Origin of the sequence: Agrobacterium sp. T29, from assembly GCF_006970545.1 — a bacterium.
GTDB classification, from domain to species: Bacteria; Pseudomonadota; Alphaproteobacteria; order Rhizobiales; family Rhizobiaceae; genus Agrobacterium; species Agrobacterium leguminum.
The window spans coordinates 2,430,553-2,451,617 of record NZ_CP040640.1; the positions used below are offsets into that span (position 1 = coordinate 2,430,553).

16 protein-coding genes are annotated in these 21,065 nt (G+C 60.0%); 5 read left to right on the top strand and 11 right to left on the bottom strand.

Going from position 1 to position 21,065, the window contains the following annotated elements; all coding sequences use genetic code 11:
• Nucleotides 1–39 precede the first annotated feature (39 nt).
• The 3 genes from FGF54_RS12255 (at nt 40) to FGF54_RS12265 (ending at nt 7,050) form a co-directional block, all read left to right on the top strand.
• Nucleotides 40–4,200: a translocation/assembly module TamB domain-containing protein gene (locus tag FGF54_RS12255; RefSeq protein WP_142779813.1), complete on the top strand. Its 4,161-nt coding sequence runs from the start codon at nt 40–42 to the stop codon at nt 4,198–4,200.
• A gap of 266 nt (nt 4,201–4,466) precedes the next feature.
• On the top strand, nt 4,467–4,943 hold the full coding sequence (locus tag FGF54_RS12260; protein ID WP_003504949.1) for a chemotaxis protein CheW: 477 nt from the start codon (nt 4,467–4,469) through the stop codon (nt 4,941–4,943).
• Nucleotides 4,944–5,274: 331 nt separating this feature from the next.
• Complete coding sequence (locus FGF54_RS12265; protein WP_142779814.1) at nt 5,275–7,050, top strand: methyl-accepting chemotaxis protein; 1,776 nt, start codon at nt 5,275–5,277, stop codon at nt 7,048–7,050.
• A 45-nt stretch (nt 7,051–7,095) separates the two neighbouring features.
• Here FGF54_RS12265 and fdhD read toward each other — a convergent pair whose 3' ends face one another.
• The 8 genes from fdhD to FGF54_RS12305 all read right to left on the bottom strand — a co-directional run bounded on the left by fdhD (nt 7,096) and on the right by FGF54_RS12305 (nt 16,228).
• A complete protein-coding gene (fdhD, locus tag FGF54_RS12270; RefSeq protein WP_142780234.1) occupies nt 7,096–7,911 on the bottom strand; it encodes a formate dehydrogenase accessory sulfurtransferase FdhD in 816 nt (271 codons plus the stop codon).
• 348 nt (nt 7,912–8,259) lie between these two features.
• Nucleotides 8,260–8,670 (bottom strand): F0F1 ATP synthase subunit epsilon, encoded by a 411-nt coding sequence (locus tag FGF54_RS12275; RefSeq protein WP_003492358.1) that lies wholly within the window; start codon nt 8,668–8,670, stop codon nt 8,260–8,262.
• Between the two features lie 131 nt (nt 8,671–8,801).
• Nucleotides 8,802–10,256, bottom strand: a complete 1,455-nt coding sequence (atpD, locus tag FGF54_RS12280) for a F0F1 ATP synthase subunit beta (RefSeq protein WP_003523533.1) — start codon at nt 10,254–10,256, stop codon at nt 8,802–8,804.
• Between the two features lie 23 nt (nt 10,257–10,279).
• Nucleotides 10,280–11,158, bottom strand: a complete 879-nt coding sequence (locus tag FGF54_RS12285; RefSeq protein WP_142779815.1) for a F0F1 ATP synthase subunit gamma — start codon at nt 11,156–11,158, stop codon at nt 10,280–10,282.
• Nucleotides 11,159–11,188: 30 nt separating this feature from the next.
• Entirely contained in the window at nt 11,189–12,718 is a 1,530-nt protein-coding gene (atpA, locus tag FGF54_RS12290; RefSeq protein WP_142779816.1) for a F0F1 ATP synthase subunit alpha, read from the bottom strand.
• Entirely contained in the window at nt 12,718–13,284 is a 567-nt protein-coding gene (locus FGF54_RS12295) for a F0F1 ATP synthase subunit delta (protein ID WP_170988551.1), read from the bottom strand. Before FGF54_RS12295 ends, atpA begins: the two co-directional genes overlap by 1 nt.
• Before the next feature lie 261 nt (nt 13,285–13,545).
• The gene (locus FGF54_RS12300; protein WP_059759919.1) at nt 13,546–13,932 is read right to left on the bottom strand and encodes a phage infection protein; all 387 of its coding nucleotides are present in this window, start codon (nt 13,930–13,932) and stop codon (nt 13,546–13,548) included.
• A 79-nt stretch (nt 13,933–14,011) separates the two neighbouring features.
• Nucleotides 14,012–16,228 carry a primosomal protein N' gene (locus FGF54_RS12305; RefSeq protein WP_142779817.1) on the bottom strand — a complete coding sequence of 739 codons (2,217 nt, stop codon included), beginning with the start codon at nt 16,226–16,228 and terminating at the stop codon, nt 14,012–14,014.
• Between the two features lie 121 nt (nt 16,229–16,349).
• On the opposite strand from FGF54_RS12305, the gene FGF54_RS12310 reads away from it, so the two are divergent.
• Both FGF54_RS12310 and FGF54_RS12315 read left to right on the top strand, forming a co-directional pair.
• Nucleotides 16,350–17,297 carry a tyrosine recombinase XerC gene (locus FGF54_RS12310; RefSeq protein ID WP_142779818.1) on the top strand — a complete coding sequence of 316 codons (948 nt, stop codon included), beginning with the start codon at nt 16,350–16,352 and terminating at the stop codon, nt 17,295–17,297.
• 80 nt (nt 17,298–17,377) lie between these two features.
• A complete protein-coding gene (locus FGF54_RS12315) occupies nt 17,378–18,475 on the top strand; it encodes a TraB/GumN family protein (protein ID WP_142779819.1) in 1,098 nt (365 codons plus the stop codon).
• Here FGF54_RS12315 and FGF54_RS12320 read toward each other — a convergent pair.
• From FGF54_RS12320 to lpdA, 3 genes are all read right to left on the bottom strand, one after another.
• Nucleotides 18,459–18,947: a DUF2867 domain-containing protein gene (locus FGF54_RS12320; protein ID WP_142779820.1), complete on the bottom strand. Its 489-nt coding sequence runs from the start codon at nt 18,945–18,947 to the stop codon at nt 18,459–18,461. The two genes, FGF54_RS12315 and FGF54_RS12320, sit on opposite strands and share 17 nt — an antisense overlap.
• Before the next feature lie 79 nt (nt 18,948–19,026).
• The gene (locus FGF54_RS12325; RefSeq protein WP_142779821.1) at nt 19,027–19,527 is read right to left on the bottom strand and encodes a cytochrome b; all 501 of its coding nucleotides are present in this window, start codon (nt 19,525–19,527) and stop codon (nt 19,027–19,029) included.
• Between the two features lie 127 nt (nt 19,528–19,654).
• On the bottom strand, nt 19,655–21,061 hold the full coding sequence (gene lpdA, locus FGF54_RS12330) for a dihydrolipoyl dehydrogenase (protein WP_142779822.1): 1,407 nt from the start codon (nt 21,059–21,061) through the stop codon (nt 19,655–19,657).
• Between the last annotated feature and the right edge of the window lie 4 nt (nt 21,062–21,065).

Here is a 21,065-nt window from a genome sequence, read left to right on the forward strand (position 1 = left end):
CAGTCGAACACCCTTGCAACAGAGTGTAGATTACCCTTTATGAAAACGTTGATTCGATTGCTGAAATGGCTGGGCTACGCTGCTTTGTGCGGCGTGGTGCTGGTGTTGCTTGCGGTTCTGTTCGTCGGTTTTACCCCGATGGGCGCAAGAATTGCCGCAAAGCAGATTTCATCGCTCGTTTCCACGCCCGATCAGGTAATCGAGATTTCGCCCCCGAGCGGCCTTTTGACCGGCCGCCTGCGGCTCGACAATGTCACGCTTTCAGACCGGCAGGGACCCTATGCCCGCGTGAACCAGATCGCCGTCGACTGGTCGCCGCTCTCGCTGCTTGCCGGCACCTTCCATGCCGACCGGGTCTCGGCCGGATCGATCGATGTCGAGCGCAAGCCGCTTGCCCCGGAGCAGACATCGACCAAGAGCTCCGGCAATTCCTCGCTGCCGATCGAAATCGCCGTCGACAAGTTCAGCTTTCCCGATATCAGCCTTGGCCAATCGCTTCTCGGCCGTCCCTTCGATCTGAACGCGGAAGGCAACCTGACGGCTGCTCAGGACGATATGCGGCTATCGCTCACCGCCCATCGGCTCAATGCGCCGGATGCGGAGGTTAATGCCGACATCGCCTTCCTTCCGAATGAGAATGTCCTGAAGCTGAAAGCGGAGATGAAGGAGCCCGAAGGCGGTCTTCTCGCCACGCTGCTTTCTCTTCCGGGAACACCTGCGGTGGCGATAGACCTCAACGGCGAAGGCCCGCTTTCCAACTGGACGGGCACGCTGCGTGGCAATGTCGCCGGCAACCCTGTCGTCAATGTCACCGGCCGCCACCTTCTTGCAGATGATGGCACCCGCCGTATCGAAATTGCAGGCGGTGGCCAGCCCGATCTGCTTCTGCCTCCGGCCTTCCGTCAGCTTTTTGCTGGCGAGACAAGGCTCGACGCAAATGCAACCCTTTCGCCGCAGGGCCGCATCGAAATCGGCAGCAGCACGCTGGAGACCGGCACCCTGCTGTTGACGGCGTCAGGCACGGTCGATCCGAACGGTCAGAACGATCTCGCCGCCAATCTCATCGGCACCGCCGGCCCCGTGGATTTCCGCTGGCCGCTGGAGAATGGCGAGGTTCAGGCCCTCATCAACGGCCTCGATCTTTCCCTCAAGGGCGGTGCAGACGCCGCGCATCTCAACACGACGGTATCGTTGCGCAGCCTTTCCCTGCCGCAAAGCAGGCTCGATGACGTCAAGCTGACGGCCGAGAGCGCCGATCTCAACATCGCCAACCGCAGCGGCACGATCGCGACGGTCCTGTCCGTGGCGCAATCCTCCTTCGTCAGCCCCGATATCGACCGGCTGGTGCGGGCGCCCCTCACCATCAAGGCGCCGCTCAGCCTCACTTCGTCCGCCATCGGCTTCGACGGCGCGACGCTGGAAAGCGCCAGTGTCGGTGGGACATTGAACGGCAGTTTCGATCTCAGCGGCAATCGCCTGACCTCCAGCGTGCAGCTCTTCGCGCTGCCCGCCACCCTTCCACCGGCCCTCGCGGAAAAGTTCGACACCACCATTGCCCTCCAGGGCGATATCGACGTGACCATCGGCGGACGCACCAGCCTTGAAAACCTCGTCGTCAAATCGGGAACCATAGAAGCGACCGGCAATGTCGGCCTCGAAAACGCTGCATTGAGCGCCAGCCTGACGGGTAAATTTCCCGCTCTTGAAAAACTGACGCCACAGGCGAAGGGCGTCGCCGATTTTGCAATCGAGGCCAGCGGCGCGCTGGCAGCGCCGGATTTCAACGTCACCCTGAGTTCCGAAAGCGCGATACTTGCCGGACGAACACTCGAATCGCTGAAGGTCAATGCAACGGGCAAGGCCGATCCCGCCGCGCCTCAGGCAAAGCTCACCGCCAGCGGCAGCCTCGACCGACAGAAGATCGACGCCAATGCCGATGTGGTGCAGACCGAAAACGGCACGGCCATCCCCGAGCTACACGTGGCCGTAGGCCGGAATATCTTGAACGGGCAGCTTCAATTCTCGCAGCAATTCCTGCCATCGGGCAATCTCTCCTTCAATTTCCCCGACCTTGCACTGCTCGCCGCCCTCGCCGCGCAGCAGGCGGATGGCGATATTGCCGGCGACATCGCCCTGAGCAACACCAATGGCCGGATTGCCGCGACGATCAAGGCCAATGGCGGCAGCATCCGCCAGGGCACGACAACGATCTCCAAACTCGCCGCCGACATTTCCATCGACGATCTTCAGGCTCTCGCCATCAATGGCAAGGTCAGCGCCGATAGCGTCAATGCCGGCGCCGCCGCGATATCGGGCCTGAATGCCACCATCGGCCATTCCGGCACGACGACGCAGTTCGACGTCAATGGCCGTTACGACAATGCACCGCTGGTGGTAAAGGGCAGCGCTGAGACCGGCGGATCGCCGATGACGGTGCGCGTCGACGCTTTCTCCGCCGCCCCCAAGGGCATTGCGGTTCGCCTTGAAAAACCGAGCACTATCGCCATCCAGAACGGCACGGCCCGCATCTCCGATCTGACCATCATCACGGGTGAAGGACGCGTCGAGGTCAACGGCAGCGCCGGGTCGACGCTCGATATCAATGCCGATATCCGTTCGCTGCCCGCCAGTCTCGCAAATGCCTTCGCCACCGGACTGGATGCGGCAGGCAGCATCTCCGGCACGGTGAGCGCCAAGGGTGCTGCATCGAACCCCGCGGTCGATTACAATCTGAACTGGACCAATGCCGAGGTCGCGCAGACACGTGCGGCGGGCCTCGCCGCGCTCGGCATCAAGGCGAACGGCCGCTTTGCCGGCGGCACCTTGCAAATCGACACCAATGTATCCGGACAGGGCGGCATGTCGCTTTCCGGCGGCGGCTCGCTCGGCATCGCCGGCAATCGTCCGCTTTCGATGGCGTTTTCCGGCAGGCTGCCCTTCTCCGCCGTCGCGGCGCAAACCGCAGCGCAGGGCCTCGATGTGGACGGCACCGCCGCCATCGATGTGAAGATTTCCGGCAGCGCTTCCGCGCCTGTCGTTACCGGCAGCATCACCACCGATGGTACGCGCCTGACCGACGTACGCCGAAACCTGACCATCAACGATCTGGGCGCCACCATCACCTTCGACCGTGACCGTGCCGTCATTTCGCGACTGACGGGCAAGCTGGCGGGCGGCGGAACGATCTCGGGAACCGGCAGCGTCGGCATAGCCGGTGGTTCTGGTTTCCCCGCCGATATATCGATCACCCTTAATCGCGCCGGTTATAATGACGGCACGCTGGTGACGACGGTGGTAAGCGGCACGCTGACGTTGAAGGGCCCGCTGCTGAATTCCCCCGTGCTGGGCGGCAACCTGACGCTGGACAGAAGCGCCATCACCATTCCGGAAAAGCTTCCGGCCTCGCTGACGGAGATCGATGTCAAGCACAAGAACGCCCCGCCGAAGGTGCGCGCGCAGGCCAAGGCGCTCGGGTCTGATCAGGGCGGAAGCGGCAGCTCGTCCACCATCAATCTCGATCTGCAGGTGAATGCTCCGAGCGGCATCTTCGTGCGCGGGCGCGGCATCGATGCGGAACTCACGGGCAATCTGACGATCCGTGGCACGGCAGCCGTTCCCGTCATTTCCGGCGGCTTCGAAATGCGCCGTGGCCGGCTCGAAATCCTCACTCGCCGCCTCGATTTCACCACCGGCAATATCAGTTTCGGCGGCGGCCTCGTTCCGGTCCTCGATATGAAGGCCGACTCGACGGTCGGTTCGACGACCATCACCGTGGCCGTTTCCGGCAACGCCAACGATCCGACCTTTGCCTTCTCCTCGGCACCCGCCCTGCCGCAGGATGAAGTTATGGCGCAGCTGATCTTCGGTCAGTCCATGTCGAAACTCTCGGCTCTGCAAATCGCGAGGCTGGCCGATGCCGCCGCCCAGTTGGCCGGCGGGCGTTCCACCTCGCTGTTCGACAAGCTCAGAAGCAATCTCGGCGTCGACGATCTCGATATTTCGACCGATTCCGAAGGGCAGGCCCGTGTTTCCGCCGGTAAATATCTGAACGAAAGAACCTATCTCGAGCTGCAGCAAAGCGGCGAATCCGGCGCAAAAGCCATCATCAACCTCGATGTCGGACGGGGTGTGAAGCTACGCGGGGAAGCGGGCGGCGATGGCGAAGGCGCAGCCGGCATATTTTACGAGAAAGAATATTAGCATTTCCAGTAAAAGTGCGTGGCGGTTTTTACGTCCGGACAATGCGTAAAATCAAAGAGAGTATTTTCGCGTTTCGAAGAAAAGCGAAAATACTCCAGCGCCGTTTCGCATTTAGGTTTGCGAAACCATCTGATGATACAAATCATCCATTGAAGACGGAAATATTGTTTCCGGCTGTTCAGGCACCAGGCAGAACGCCAAATCCGCATATGCAAGTGTCGGTGCACTTGCGCCGGCCTCCACAGCGAGCATTGGGAAGAATTCTGATGGCAATGATTAACTCTACCAATTTTGGCGGTGAGACGCTCGAAATCATCGCGTTCCGCCTGCATGATCAGGAATTCTGCGTGAAGACGACGACCATCCGCGAAATTCGCGGCTGGGCGCCTTCTACGCCCATTCCCCACGCGCCGAAAGACGTCATCGGCGTCATGAACCTGCGCGGCTCCGTCATTCCGATCATCGATCTGGCTCACAAGCTCGGCATGAAGAGCACCGTCGCCAATGAGAGAAGCGCGATTGTGGTAGCGGAAGTGCACAACATGGTCATCGGCATGCTCGTCGACCGCGTTTCCGACATTCTGACGATCCCGGCAAATCAGGTTCAGCCGGTTCCGGAAATCTCGGCATCTTTCGACAAGTCCTATTCGGAAGGCATCATCGCCAACGAACACGGCATGATCTGCTTCCTGAACCTTGCGAAAATGTTCAAGGGAACCGAAGCGGAAGATCTCGCGGCCTAATCAGGCCTTTTCGGCTGGCCACGCCACAAGAAGAGTATCGATCAATCCAGACCGCCGGCGCACCTTGCCCGGCGGTTTTGTTTTTCCTCTTTACCTCGTCTTGTTAAATAAGAACATTTTAATATTATGGATATCTAATATTAAAGGCCGTGGAACAGTATCGCGCCGGCACGAATATCAGACTGGCCCGATACCTGACCGAGGCGGAGAGACAGAAGTGCCTGCATTGCTGCCTTCGGCGGCAAACCTGTTCGTTGTTCAACATGATACGACGCGGACCGCATATCCTGTGCGGCTCGCCGCGCCGTGGGCCGTTTTTGGGGGACGTATAATGCTGGGGTTAGGGAAAAGCGCAGATAACAGAAATATGCTCGATGCGATATCGAGATCGCAGGCGGTCATAGAATTCGATCTCAAGGGTAATATCCTCATCGCGAATAAAAATTTCTGCACGGCGCTGGGTTATGATCTCACCGAGATCGTCGGCAAGCACCATCGCATCTTCTGCGACAGCGAGCTTGCCGGGTCGCGGGCCTATCAGGAATTCTGGGAGTCTCTCGCCCGTGGCGAGTTCCAGGCCAGGGAATATCGCCGTATCCGCAAGGACGGCTCAGTCATCTGGATCGAGGCCTCTTACAACCCGGTTTTCCGTTCCGGCAAACCCTATAAGGTCGTGAAGATCGCCACCGACATCACCGCCAAGAAAATCAGGGCCGTGGACGATGCGGGCAAGCTGGAGGCGCTCTCCCGATCGCAGGCCACAATCGAATTTTTCCCGGATGGCACCATCATCACCGCCAACCCGAATTTTTGCGCCACGGTGAATTACGACCTCAAGGAAATCGAGGGCAGGCATCACCGCATGTTCTGCGATCCGGCCTATGCCGCCTCGCCCGCCTATGGCAATTTCTGGCCGCGACTGGCGGCAGGGGAATTCATCTCGGATGAATTTGTCCGATACGGAAAGAACGGCAAGGAAATATGGATCCAGGCCGCCTATAATCCGGTGCTGGACGAGGCGGGCAAGGTGGTCAAAGTGGTGAAATTCGCCACCGATGTCACGCCGCGCATGAGCGCCATCAGTGTGCTTGCCGATGCCCTGCGGGCGCTCGCCGAAGGTGATCTTGTGCAGCGCCTCGACAACAGCTTCGTGCCCAGCATGGAAAAGCTGCGCGCGGATTTCAACGAAGTCGTCGCCAAGCTACAGGCCACCATGCAGACCATCGCCCACAATGCCTCGACAATCGCCTCGGGCTCCGGCGAAATCCGCATCGCCGCCGATCAGCTTTCGCAGCGCACCGAACAGCAGGCCGCCTCGCTGGAAGAGACCGCAGCCGCGCTGGAGGAAATCACCACCACCGTTACCGATGCCAGCCAGCGCGCCGGCGAGGCCGGAAAGCTGGTGTTGCGAACGAGAGAACATGCCGAACATTCCGGCGATATCGTCCAGCAGGCAATTTCCGCCATGGATGCGATTTCCCGGTCCTCGGGTGAAATCACCAACATCATCGGCGTCATTGACGACATCGCCTTCCAGACCAATCTTCTGGCCCTGAATGCGGGTGTCGAAGCCGCCCGGGCCGGCGAAGCGGGCAAGGGTTTCGCCGTTGTGGCGCAGGAGGTCCGCGAACTCGCACAACGGTCCGCCGTTGCGGCCAAGGAAATCAAATCCCTCATCAACACCTCCCGCGAGCAGGTCGCCAACGGTGTTGATCTGGTGGGCAGAACCGGCGGCGCGCTCCGGGATATCCAGTCGCAGATGAGCGAGATCGACACCAATGTCTCGGCGATCGTCGAAGCCTCGCGCGAACAGGCGAATGGCCTCAGCGAAATCAATCAGGCCGTCAACGTCATGGATCAGGCCACCCAGAAAAACGCCGCCATGGTGGAGGAAACCACCGCCGCCAGCCACGGCCTCGCCACGGAGGCGGAAAATCTGCACGAATTGCTGCGGCAGTTCAGAATATCGCATGAGGCATCGGCATCGCCCACCCGCCCGGCCGACAAAAAGCCAGCCGTCGTCACCAGGCTCCCGACACCGCAACCGCGATATGCCGCCGCGCCAAGATCTCACGGAAACGCAGCCGCCGAATGGGCCGAATTCTAGGCCCGCTCTGAAGCCAAGGGCCGCCGGGAAACGGCGGCCTCAATGTTATAGAAGGATACGATCCGCCCGGGTGAAGATTTCAAAATCTTCACCCCGCACCAGCGCCACAAGTGTGACACCCGAACTCTCGGCCGTTTCGATGGCGAGCGCAGTGGGCGCGGAGATCGCCGCCAGAATGGGACTGCCAAGAATGGCCGTCTTCTGGACCATTTCCACCGACAGTCGGCTGGTGACCACCACAATACCCGTATCGGGCGATAGGTCCGCATTGACGACCGCACCTGCGAGCTTGTCGAGCGCATTGTGGCGGCCGACATCTTCGCGGACAGCAAGCAGCCCTTTTTGAGGATTGTAGAAACCCGCGCCGTGAACTGCCCGCGTTTCGCGATTGAGGCTTTGCGCTTCATTCAGCGCTTTCACCGCAGCAACGATGTCATCTCCGTCAACGGAGACTTCCACGCCGCTCAACTCCGGTACCACACGAACGGCCTGTTCTATGGATTCGATGCCACAAAGACCGCAGCCGACGGGGCCTGCCATATGCCGCCGTCTTGCCCTCAGCGCATCCGCGTTGGCATCCTGCAAATCCACCTGAACATCGAAGCCCTGCCCGGCCTCGATCACTTCGATGGAACGGATTTCCGCCCTTGTGGATATGATGCCTTCCGTAAGACTGAAACCGACCGCGAAATCGACAAGATCAGCGGGGCTGGCCATCATTACGGCATGGGTGCTGCCGCCATAGGAAAAGGCAACCGGCACCTCCTCGGGCACCGCCCTCTCGCCCTTCACTATGGCCCCTTCGCGCAAAGCGGTTCTTGCGACCCTTCGGTAACTTGCCTCTGCCGACACGCCGATCACTCCTCCATGACGAAAATCCGCTTCGTCTCTCTCACGATCTGAAAGCAGCATTTCTTCCCGGTTATCACATCTAACCGAAAGCCCTGAAAATCGGAATCGGTTTCCCGGGTGCGCCCGTTGAAGGCGCTGCTTGCCTCACCCATTTTCCGCACGTCCATCACTGATGTAATCCCGCCAACGCCATTGGGAAGCTCAGATCAGGCCAGGTGACGGGTTTCTGTGCGAAAGCAGCCATGCTTCGCCTGATATGGGGAGGTAACAGCCCAAAAACAAAAAAGCGACCGAAGCGGCCGCTTTCTGCTTTAGGTTTTTTGTGGGCAGTCATTCTTTCGAACCCGCCCGGTGCTTTCAAGCAGCGACGAGAACCTCATGCAGGTTCGTCAGTTCGTAAAGGTGCTTTTCAAGCTTGGTCAGATGTTCGTGGTGATGATTGCCCTCTTCGATTTCGGCCTTGGCCGCATCGATACGCTTCTGCAGCGTGTCGGGGGACATGTCATCGGCCGAAACGGCGGATTCGGCAAGAAGCGTGCAGCCGGTCGGCAGAATATCGGCGAAACCACCGAAGACGACATATTTATGCGTCTCGCCGGAAGCGAACTTCACCGTTACCAGACCCGGCTTGATCGTGGTCATCGTCGGCGCATGATTGGCCAGAACGGTCATCTCACCCAGCGTAGCCGGGATGACGACTTCCGTAACCGTTTCGGAAACGAGCAGACGCTCCGGGGAAACGAGATCGAATTTGAAACTGTCAGCCATGGCTATTCACTTCTTTTCAATTACGCGGGCGTCACGGACTTGTCTTTTACAACGCAGGCGAAAGCCGCTCCGGTCTCGCCACCATTGTCGGCAGGGCGCGCGGCTATAGCCACGCGCCCGCCAATTCATGATCAGGCAGCCTCGGCAGCCAGCTTCTTTGCCTTTTCGATCGCTTCTTCCATCGAACCGACCATGTAGAAAGCAGCTTCCGGCAGGTTGTCATACTCGCCGTTGACCAGGCCCTTGAAGCCCTTGATCGTGTCTTCGAGAGCGACGAGCTTGCCCGGCGAACCGGTGAAGACTTCAGCAACGAAGAACGGCTGCGACAGGAAACGCTCGATCTTGCGGGCGCGGGCAACCGTCAGCTTGTCTTCTTCCGACAGTTCGTCCATGCCGAGGATGGCGATGATGTCCTGGAGAGCCTTGTAGCGCTGCAGGGTCGACTGAACCTTACGGGCCACTTCATAGTGCTCTTCGCCGACGATCATCGGGTCAAGCATACGCGAGGTGGAGTCGAGCGGGTCAACAGCCGGGTAGATACCCTTTTCAGCGATCGAACGCGACAGAACCGTCGTTGCGTCAAGATGCGCGAACGAGGTGGCAGGTGCCGGGTCGGTCAAGTCGTCGGCGGGAACGTAAATGGCCTGAACCGAGGTGATCGAACCCTTGGTCGTGGTGGTGATGCGTTCCTGCATCTGGCCCATGTCCGTTGCGAGCGTCGGCTGGTAGCCCACGGCCGAAGGAATACGGCCGAGCAGAGCCGACACTTCCGAACCAGCCTGCGTGAAGCGGAAGATGTTGTCCACGAAGAACAGAACGTCCTGGCCTTCGTCACGGAAGTTTTCAGCGATCGTCAGACCGGTCAGAGCGACGCGAGCGCGGGCGCCCGGCGGTTCGTTCATCTGGCCGTAAACGAGTGCTGCCTTGGAGCCTTCGCCGCCGCCAAGCTTGTTGACGTTCGACTCGATCATTTCGTGATAGAGGTCGTTACCTTCGCGGGTACGCTCACCAACACCTGCGAATACCGAGTAACCGCCATGCGCCTTGGCGACGTTGTTGATGAGTTCCATGATGAGAACCGTCTTGCCAACGCCGGCGCCGCCGAACAGGCCGATCTTACCGCCCTTGGCGTAAGGAGCCAGAAGGTCGACGACCTTGATGCCGGTGACGAGAATCTGTGCTTCCGTAGACTGCTCGACGTAAGAGGGCGCGTCCTGGTGGATGGCGCGCTTCTTGGCCGTGGTGATCGGACCGGCTTCGTCAACCGGCTCACCGATGACGTTCATGATGCGGCCGAGCGTTTCGGGACCGACCGGAACTTCGATCGGCGCACCCGTGTTGACGACGCCCTGACCGCGAACCAGACCTTCGGTCGAGTCCATGGCGATCGTGCGAACGACGTTTTCGCCGAGATGCTGCGCGACTTCCAGAACGAGGCGGTTGCCATTGTTCTCGGTTTCGAGCGCGTTCAGGATCGGAGGCAGTTCGCCTTCGAACGCCACGTCGACAACAGCGCCGATAACCTGGGTAACCTTGCCCGCGCCGTTCACCGCTGCGGTTTTCTTGGGGGTAGCTGCCTTAGCCATTATCCTTACCCTCTTTCCTTACCTCAGAGCGCTTCCGCGCCCGAAATGATTTCAATGAGTTCCTTGGTGATCTGAGCCTGACGCTGACGGTTGTAGGATAGCGTCAGCTTGTTGATCATCTCACCGGCATTGCGCGTTGCATTGTCCATCGCGCTCATCTTGGCGCCCATTTCACCGGCAACGTTTTCGAGCAGAGCCCGGAAAACCTGAACCGAAATGTTGCGCGGAATAAGGTCTTCCAGAATAGAAGCCGCATCCGGCTCATATTCGTAGACGGCGTTCTGCGTCGCGGCATCCTCTTCCACAACAGGCGTTGCGGCCGGAATGAGCTGCAGGCCGGTCGGGATCTGGCTGATGACGGACTTGAATTCCGAATAGATCAGCGTGCAGACATCAAACTCACCCGCGTTGAAGAGCGAGATCACCTTCTTGGCGATCTGGTCGGCGTTTTCAAAACCGACCTTTTTCACTTCACGCAGTTCGATGCGTTCGATGATGTTGGCTGCAAATTCGCGGCGAAGGCTGTCATAACCCTTCTTGCCGACCGTGATGATCTTGACCGTCTTGCCTTCCGAAATCAGCTTGCGGGCGTGATCGCGGGCAAAACGGGCGATTTGCGAGTTGAAACCGCCGCAAAGACCACGTTCAGCCGTGCAGACGACGAGCAGGTGCACGTCGTCCTTGCCGGTGCCGGTCATCAGCGCCGGAGCAACGTCCGCCTCGACCGCCTTGGCGATGTTGGCAAGAACGGCGCTCATGCGCTGAGAATAAGGCCGGGCGGCCTCCGCAGCTTCCTGGGCGCGCCGAAGCTTCGCCGCGGCGACCATTTTCATCGCCTTGGTAATCTTCTGCGTCGCCTTTACGGAGGCAATGCGGTTTTTCAGATCCTTTAGTGAAGGCATCCGTTATCCGTCCGAGTAAAAGAGCCCTGATTACGAGAAAGACTTGGCGAAGTTATCAAGAGCGCCCTTGAGCTTGCCCTTGGTATCGTCGCTGATAGCCTTTTCCGTGCGGATGGTGTCGAGGATCGCCTTGCCTTCCGAGCGGAGGTAGGAAAGCAGACCCTGCTCGAACTTGCCGACCTGTGCGACCGGAACCTTGTCGAGGTAACCGTTGACACCGGCGAAGATCACCGCGACCTGCTCTTCCGTCTTGAGCGGAGAGAACTGCGGCTGCTTCAGAAGCTCGGTCAGGCGGGCGCCGCGGTTGAGCAGGCGCTGCGTGGAAGCGTCGAGGTCCGAACCGAACTGGGCGAAGGCAGCCATTTCGCGATACTGGGCGAGTTCACCCTTGATCGAGCCGGCAACCTGCTTCATCGCCTTGATCTGGGCGGCGGAGCCAACGCGCGAAACCGACAGACCGACGTTAACGGCCGGACGAATGCCCTGGTAGAACAGATCGGTTTCAAGGAAGATCTGGCCGTCGGTGATCGAGATCACGTTGGTCGGAATGAAGGCCGAAACGTCGTTACCCTGGGTTTCGATAACCGGCAGAGCCGTCAGCGAACCAGCGCCCATTTCGTCGGAGAGCTTTGCAGCGCGCTCGAGAAGACGGGAGTGGAGGTAGAAAACGTCGCCCGGATAAGCTTCGCGGCCCGGCGGGCGGCGCAGCAAAAGCGACATCTGACGATAGGCAACGGCCTGCTTGGAAAGGTCGTCGTAACCGATGAGAGCGTGCTTGCCGTTGTCACGGAAGTACTCACCCATGGCGCAACCGGCAAACGGAGCGAGGTACTGCATCGGAGCCGGGTCGGAAGCGGTAGCAGCAACGATGATCGAATACTGCAGCGCGCCGCGCTCTTCCAGAACCTTCACGAACTGGGCGACGGTCGAACGCTTCTGACCGATAGCAACGTAAACGCAATAAAGCTTGTCGCCATCCGGGCCATTGTCGTGAATGGCCTTTTGGTTCAGGATCGTATCGAGGATGATGGCGGTCTTGCCGGTCTGGCGGTCGCCGATGACGAGCTCGCGCTGGCCGCGGCCAACCGGGATGAGCGCGTCGATGGCCTTGAGGCCGGTCGACATGGGCTCATGAACCGACTTGCGCGGAATGATGCCGGGAGCCTTGACGTCGACGCGCGAACGCTTGGCGGCATTGATCGGGCCCTTGCCGTCGATCGGGTTGCCGAGCGCGTCAACGACGCGGCCGAGCAGTTCCGGACCGACCGGAACGTCAACGATAGCGCCAGTCCGCTTTACGGTGTCGCCTTCCTTAATGTCACGGTCCGAACCGAAGATAACCACACCGACGTTGTCGGCTTCGAGGTTGAGCGCCATGCCGCGAATGCCGCCGGGAAACTCGACCATTTCGCCGGCCTGAACATTGTCGAGGCCATAGACGCGGGCGATACCGTCACCGACGGAAAGCACCTGACCGACTTCCGAGACTTCCGCCTCGTTGCCGAAATTTTTGATTTGATCTTTCAGAATTGCGGAAATTTCCGCGGCGCGGATATCCATCAGCCAACCTCTTTCAGTGCAAGCTTAAGGGTGGAAAGTTTGGTGCGAAGAGACGTATCGATCTGGCGAGAGCCGACCTTGACGATCAGGCCGCCGAGGATCGACGGATCGACGGTAACGGAAACCGCCACATCCTTGCCGGTAACGCTCTTCAGCGCCGCCTTCAGTTCAGTTTCCTGCGCCTCGTCGAGCGCATGTGCCGAGGTGACCTCGGCGGTGATTTCGCCGCGGTGGGCGGCGGCAATGGTGCGGTAGGCGCGGATCATGCCGGGAACGGCAAAGAGACGGCGATTATTCGCAACGACCTTGAGGAAATTGAGAGCGAGACCGGCAATGCCGGCCTTTTCGCAGATCGCGGTGATTGCCTTGAACTGATCCTCGGCGGAAAACACCGGGCTCGCAACCAGACGCTTCAAATCGTCGCTTTCGTCGAGAAGTGCGCCGAACTTATCCAGATCGGCCTGAACCGCTTCGACCGCACCCGCTTCCAAAGCAAGCTCGAAAAGCGACGACGCATACCTTTCCGCTACACCGGATGTTCCATGGGAGGTGTCTGCCACGGGCACTTTTTCCCTGCTAATCGTCCAAGACCATCAGCGATGGGGCTCCACCGCATCAAATTCTTGAAATCGTTTCAATTTCCCCGAAAAAGACCGGAATTCCCCCCTGCCTTTTCCCAATTTCGCGGTCCGTCTAGCATAGGACGCCGGGACTCGCAACACGCGTAATAGCGGAAAGCGCCGTTTGGGCAAGGGGGAATGCGTTTAAATTTTCCGATTTCGCCCAGGATGCGGCATCTGTGCGTCACAAAAGGCAAAAAGCCCGCTTCAGACCAACCCGAACACGTAGCTCAACGACAGTGCAGCGAGCAGAAAGTGTACAACCAGAAGTAAGAAATTCCGCATGGTTGCGCCACCATCGGAGAGTATGGAGAGAATGCCGCCAAAGACACTGAGTCCGAAAGCCGCACCAAAAGCGAGATAGACCATGGGCTGCGCGAGAAGCAGGGCGGCAGCGCCGAGACCGAGATAAAACCCGGCAAGGGACGAGCGCACAAGCGCATAACCATCCCTGCGCTCACCCGCCGGCTGCAGACCAAAGGCACGCAGCGTCACACCTGGCGCAAACATAAAAAAGAGACCCATCACGGCCGAAACCACCGCCGCTCCGAAGGCCAGCTGCTCGCCGAACTCGGCGGGAAAATAAAACTCCATCTCGTTCCCCAAATCATTTTGACTGTCTGCTGCGTTATGACACGGTCATGACAGCGGGAAAACGCCCCGGCGGCAAAGTTCAAAGGAAACTTTGCGGGTCGATATCGAGCTGCACATGCACGCTGCCGCGCTCTTTCGGCCCATTGGCCAGAAGCGTGCGGAGAAAAGACTGCATGTCGGAATTGCGCCGCCCGTGAACCAGGAGGCGGAAACGGTGGCGGCCACGGATGAGCGCGAGCGGCGCTTCCGCCGGGCCGAGCAGCATGATGCCGGCAGCCTGCGGGGCTGCGGCCCTCAAGCCCCGTGCATGGGTTTCCGCTTCCCCGCGCGTATCGGCGGAAACGATGATCGAGGCAAGGCGGCCGAAAGGCGGCAGAACGGCTTTTTCCCGCTCCACAATTTCCCTTTCGTAGAAGGCCGATGCATCGCCCGAAACGATGGCCTGCATGACGGGATGCTGCGGCTGATAGGTCTGCAACAGGCCATGGCTCTTCAACCCCGTGCGCCCGGCACGTCCCGTCACCTGCGACAGCAACTGAAACGTTCGCTCCGCCGCACGCGGATCGCCATTGGCAAGGCCGAGATCGGCATCGACGATGCCCACAAGTGTCATCAGCGGAAAATTATGTCCCTTGGCGACGAGCTGCGTACCGATAACGATATCGGCCTCGCCCTTGACGATCGCCTCAAGCTCCAGACGCAGGCGTTTGACGCCCATGAGATCGGAGGAGAGCACGATGGTGCGGGCTTCCGGGAAATGTTTCTCCACCTCCTCGGCGATGCGCTCCACACCCGGCCCGCACGCCACCAGATGATCGAAGGTGCCGCATTCCGGGCAATGATCGGGCGTCGGCTCGTTGTGGCCGCACTGGTGGCACTGCAATTGATTGCGGAACCGGTGCTCCACCAGCCAGCTGGAACATTGCGGGCATTGGAAACGGTGGCCGCAGACCCGGCAGAGCGTCAGCGGCGCATAACCGCGACGATTGAGGAAGAGCAGCGCCTGCTCGCCCTTCTCGATGGTCTTGCCGATGCCTCGCAGCAGGACGGGCGACAGAAACCCTCCCCTCTCTGGCGGATGACGGCGCATATCGACAAGGTGCAGATCGGGCATCGCCGCATCGCCGAACCGCGTATGTAGGTGGATGGTGTTGTAACGCCCCGAACTGCCATTGACCTGGCTTTCCACCGATGGCGTGGCCGACACCAGAACGACAGGGAATTCCGCGATCCGCGCTCTCACGACCGCCATGTCGCGGGCGTTATAATAGACGCGGTCCTCCTGCTTATAGGCCGGGTCGTGCTCCTCATCGACGATGATCAGACCGAGATTGTCGAAGGGCAGGAAAAGTGCGGAGCGCGCACCGGCCACCACCTTCACTTCGCCCGTCACCGCCTGCCGCCAGACCTTTTCTCGCATGCGCGGCGACAGGTCCGAATGCCATTCCCCCGGTTTCGCACCGAAACGATCCTGAAAACGTTCAAGGAAGGCCGCGGTCAGTGCAATTTCGGGCAGCAGGATGAGAACCTGCTTGCCCTGACGGAGCGTCTCCGCCACCGCCTCGAAATAGACCTCGGTTTTGCCAGAACCTGTAACGCCGTCGATCAGCGAAACATGAAACCCGCCCTTGCGCACATCCTCGAGTATCTCCGAAGCGGCCTGTTTCTGCGGGCCTTCCAGACGCGGCTCGACATAATCAGGATCGGGTTCGGCCACGACAGGCGGCGCCGGTAGAAACACTGTCTCGAACACGCCCTGCTTGACGAGACCATCGATCACGCTGGTCGAAACGCCGGCGGCATGGGCAAGTCCGCTCTTCGTCCAGCCATGCCCTTCAGCCGCCAGTTCCATCACCCGCTCGCGGGCGGGGGTAAGGCGCTCCGGCCGGCCTTCGGTCAGCCGCAGCCCCTCGATCATCGGCTCGGGATCGAAGGCGGCAGGTGCTCTGAGGGCCATGCGGGCCACGAGGCCGGGCGGAGAAAGCGTATAGGCGGCGACCCAGTCGACGAAGCGGCGCATTTCCGCCTTCAGCGGCGGGCACTCGAAACTTTTGGTAATGGGCCGCAGCTTCTTCGGATCGACGCCCTTCTCGCCCGCATCGTCCCACACCACGCCGAAGACCTGCCGGGGGCCGAGCGGCACCTGCACAACCGAACCGGTCTCCACCACCATATCCTCGGGCACCGAGTAGCTGTAGGGCCCGGGCGCCGGCATGGGCACGAGAACGGGCACCGTGCGCGTGGGCGACGGCGGGTCGAACAGAGCCCCAAACAGATCGGACGAATCTTTTGCCATGATGTGGCGACCATGCCCCGACGACAGGAAAAAGGAAACCGCCCGGATGTAGTGGGCGCGCCTTGCAAAGTCCACCTCTTAACCAAATGCTGACCATAAGCGCATAGCTTCAACGCATGGAATGGAGCGCCCCGTGACCGAAATCCTGACATTTGCCCAAGCCGATCTTCTTGACGAGCGCCAGTCCTGGCTCGCCGCCCTCGCAGGCGAACGCCGGCTTTCGGACAATACCGTCGAGGCTTATGAGCGCGATACCAGGCAATTTCTGACATTCCTGACCGGCTATATCGGCAAACCGGCCTCCATCACCGATATTGCCGATCTGCGCCCGGTGGATCTTCGCGCGTTTCTGGCCAACCGGCGCAAGGAAGGTGCCGGCGCACGTTCGCTGGGCAGGCATCTGGCAGGCCTGCGCTCCCTGCTCCATCACCTGCAGAAAAAAGGTCTGGTGAATGCCGCAGGCGCCACCGCCATGCGCGCGCCAAAACAGCCGAAATCGCTACCGAAACCGTTGACCGACCGGCAGGCGCTGAAAATCACCACGACTGAAGCGCAATTGAACGACGAACCATGGATCGCCGCCCGCAATGCCGCAGTCCTTTCACTGCTTTATGGCTGTGGCCTTCGCATTTCCGAGGCGCTCGGCCTGATCCCGGCCGACTTCCCGCCCGGCGCCCGCAGCCTGCGCATTACCGGCAAAGGCAACAAGACGCGGATTGTGCCCCTGCTGGCGGTGGTGACGGAAGCCGTCGATACCTACAGGAAGCTTTGCCCCTATGCCCTGTCGGCGGATGAGCCCATGTTCCTCGGCGCACGCGGCGGCAAGCTGCAGCCCGCCATCATCCAGAGGGAAATGCAGAAACTGCGCGGCGCTTTCGGCCTGCCGGAAAACGCCACACCGCATGCGCTGCGCCACTCCTTCGCCACGCATCTTCTTGCCGGCGGCGGCGACCTGCGCACGATTCAGGAACTGCTCGGCCATGCGAGCCTCTCCACCACACAGGTCTATACCGGCGTCGACACCGCGAGACTGCTGGAAATCTACGACAACGCCCATCCGCGCGCATGAAGCAGGAGATGGTTAACCATAATCATTAACCAGACATCCAAGCCGCCGTTCTATAAGCGAACGACAACCGGATTGGACCGATGCACAGCCTGATAAAACCGCAAAACCTCACCGCCACCCTGATGGGCAAGACCGGCGACGCCCTGCTGTGGCTGCTTGCCGCCCTGCATGTCACCGCCGTCGCAATCCTGCTCATGACCTTGCTTTCGCTGGGGCAAGCGGAAGCCGCGCAACAGCAGATCACCTGCACTGGCAGCGACATTCTCGTGGAGATGCGCAAGACCGATCCGCAAGCCTTCGCAAAGATCGAGCAGGAAGCGGCCGCGATCCCGAACGGCAAGGGCAATTTCTGGCGCATCGAAAAGGCGGGAACGCCCACGTCCTATCTTCTCGGCACCATGCATGTCACCGATCCGCGTGTTCTGGAAATGCCTGCCGCCGCCAGCCCCGCCTTTGAAAAAGCCGCGACGGTGATCGTTGAATCGGACGAAATCGTCGATGACAAGAAGGTCGCGGCGTCGCTGCTGAGCAAGCCCGAACTCACCATGTTTCTGGATGGCAAATCGATCACCGACATCCTGTCGCCGGAAAATGTCGCGCGTCTGGAAAAGGGCCTCAAGGAGCGCGGCATTCCGCTGAACGCCGTATCGCGCATGAAGCCATGGATGCTTTCGAGCTTCGTCGCCCTTCCCGCCTGTGAGTTCGCCCGCAAGGCAACAGGCCTCTCCTTTCTGGACAAGAAGCTGGCCGAAGATGCCATTGCTGACGGAAAACACCTTGTCGGGCTGGAGACTATGGTGGAACAGCTGACGGCCATGTCGGAGCTGCCGATGGAATTTCATCTTCAGGCGCTGATCGAAACGCTCGAACTGGGCGACCGCATGGATGACATCATGACAACCATGACCGATCTCTACGTCGCTGGCGATATCGGCATGACCATGCCCATGCTGAAAAGCATGGACCCCAAGAAAGCCGCAGCGGAAAGCGAACAGGGCTACGCCGCCTTCGAGCAGCGTATCATCACCGACCGCAACCACGTCATGGCGGAACGGGCGGCCCCCGAGCTTGCCAGGGGCAATGTCTTCATGGCCGTCGGTGCACTGCATTTGCCGGGCGAGGAAGGCCTTGTCGAATTGCTGCGCGCGGAAGGCTTCACCCTCACGCGGGTCGATTGACCGGCTCACTCCCGATGCTGACAGGCCGGACATTGGCGCAGAACGGCCGCATCGTCGCCGGCACGATGCGGCGGTGAAACGGTCCGACGACAAGAAGATAAAGCCGCCCAAACAGGTTCTTGCGCCTGACAATGGTGGTGACACTCACCAGCTGGCTGTTTTCCCTCTCTTCGAGATCGACAACGATCCGGAAATCAAGATGGCGGTCGTCGAAGCCGAGCACAGTCCGCTGTGGCATGGAGGACAGGACTGGAAAACCACCCGCCGACGTCCCAGCCACCATTTCGACCGTTCTTAAACCGAAAAGCGCCACCACGCGGTTTCGGAGCGCCATAAGGCTGCGGATCCATGCAGGAGGATGATGGAGAAGGAGCCTGCTCACATCGAGTGAGGACGGCTCCGGCGTCACCATCTCTCCCTGATAGCGATCCTGCCAGTCTGCGCCCGGTAATATGTCTTCGATATCCTGCATTCCTGAACCCCGGCCGCGCCATGCGGCAGGGGCCACCTTCCTCTTTTTCCGAGGAACCGGAAACGCGACAAACCGCCGCTTAGCCGTGCGTCATGCGCTTCAGGACATTGGTGCGCCAGTAGAACTGGTGAACCAGAACGGCGACGACGTGACCGGCGATCAACACCCACATCAGCGCCTTGAAGGGTCCGGAATGCAACTGCCCGGCCGGCTGAGCGCCGAAGTAATAAGCGGCAATACCGGACAGGGGCAGGAGGAGGAACAGGGCATAAAAGGTGAAATGCGCCACCTTCGCCGCAATCTGAAACGGTCTCGGTTCTTCGGCCGGATGCGGCGGCACGCCCTGGAAGAAGCGTAGACAGAGGCGCAGCGCCGCAAGCAACAGAATGGTGAAGCCGACATAGGCGTGAATATTGGCCGAAGATACCTGTTCCTGCGTCAGTGTTTCGCCCCGCCGCATCAGCCGGTAGGCATGTTCCATCCCATCGGGAAACAACAGGTTGAAGAAGATCAGAAGCGCCATCGCCCAATGAATGATGCGCTGCGGAACGGTGAAGGAAACTTGATTTGGAAACGCCATTTTATTGCCTTTTATCAAAAGGTTAGACAGGCTGTGGCGCGAGTATGGAAAACCCCGGCCTGCATGGCAAGCCGGGGTTTGGCAGATGACTGAAATTTAATGTTGGAGCGTCTGGCTCCAACACCGATCACATGTGGATCGGCTTGAAGAAGGTCGCCAGCGCCGCTTCCTTCACGGCTTCCGACATGGTCGGGTGCGCATGGCAGGTGCGGCCCAGATCTTCCGAAGAACCGCCGAATTCCATCAGCACGGTGATTTCGTGGATCATTTCGCCAGCGCCGAAGCCGACGATGTGGCCGCCAAGAACCCGGTCGGTTTCCTTGTCGGCGAGGATTTTGACGAAACCATCCGTCACCTGCATGGCGCGGGCGCGGCCATTGGCGGTGAAGGGGAACTTGCCGACCTTGTAGGCGACGCCAGCGGCCTTCAGTTCTTCTTCGGTCTTGCCGACGGAAGCGATTTCAGGCTGCGTATAGACCACAGCCGGAATGACGTCGTAGTTTACGTGGCCGCGCTGGCCGGCGAGGATTTCCGCAAGAGCAACACCCTCATCTTCCGCCTTGTGCGCCAGCATCGGACCCTTCACCACGTCGCCGATCGCATAGACACCGTCGACATTGGTCTTGTAGTGGCCGTCGATTTCGACGCGGCCGCGGCTGTCCAACGCAACGCCGGCTTCCGCAAGGCCGAGACCTTCGGTGTAGGGCTTGCGACCGGTGGAGATCAGCACGACATTCGCTTCCAGCGTTTCGGCAGCGCCGCCCTTAACCGGCTCGAACACGACCTTTGCACCGGCAGCGGTCTTTTCAACAGCCGTCACCTTCGCGCCGAGCTTGAAATCGAGACCCTGCTTGGCGAGCAGACGCTGGGCCTGCTTGGAAACTTCACCATCCATGCCGCCGAGAATATTGTCGAGATATTCAACGACAGTAACCTTGGCGCCGAGACGCGACCAGACCGAACCTAGCTCGAGGCCGATGACGCCGCCGCCGACAACGATGAGCTTTTCCGGAACCTTGGAAAGAGCGATCGCACCGGTGGAGGACACGATGACGCTTTCATCGATATCGACCTGAACGCCCGGAATGCCGGCAACATCCGAACCGGTGGCGATGACGATGTTCTTCGCTTCGATTTCTTGGCTCTCACCCTTGTCGTTGGTGACGGAAACCTTGCCGGCGGAAACCACCTTGCCGGTGCCCTGGAAGGCATCGATCTTGTTCTTCTTGAACAGGAAGGAGACGCCGTCGACATTGGCCTTCACCACGCCGTCCTTATGGCCCATCATCTTTTCAAGATTAAGCTTGGGCGCGGCGACTTCGATACCGAGCGAATCGACACCATGGGCGACATGGGCGAAGGTTTCGGACGCGTGCAGCAGCGCCTTGGACGGGATGCAGCCGACATTGAGGCAGGTGCCGCCATAGGTCGCGCGCTTTTCGATGACAGCGACCTTCAGGCCGAGCTGTGCCGCCTTGACCGCGCAAACATAACCGCCGGGGCCGGTGCCGATTACAACTACATCATATGCCATATTC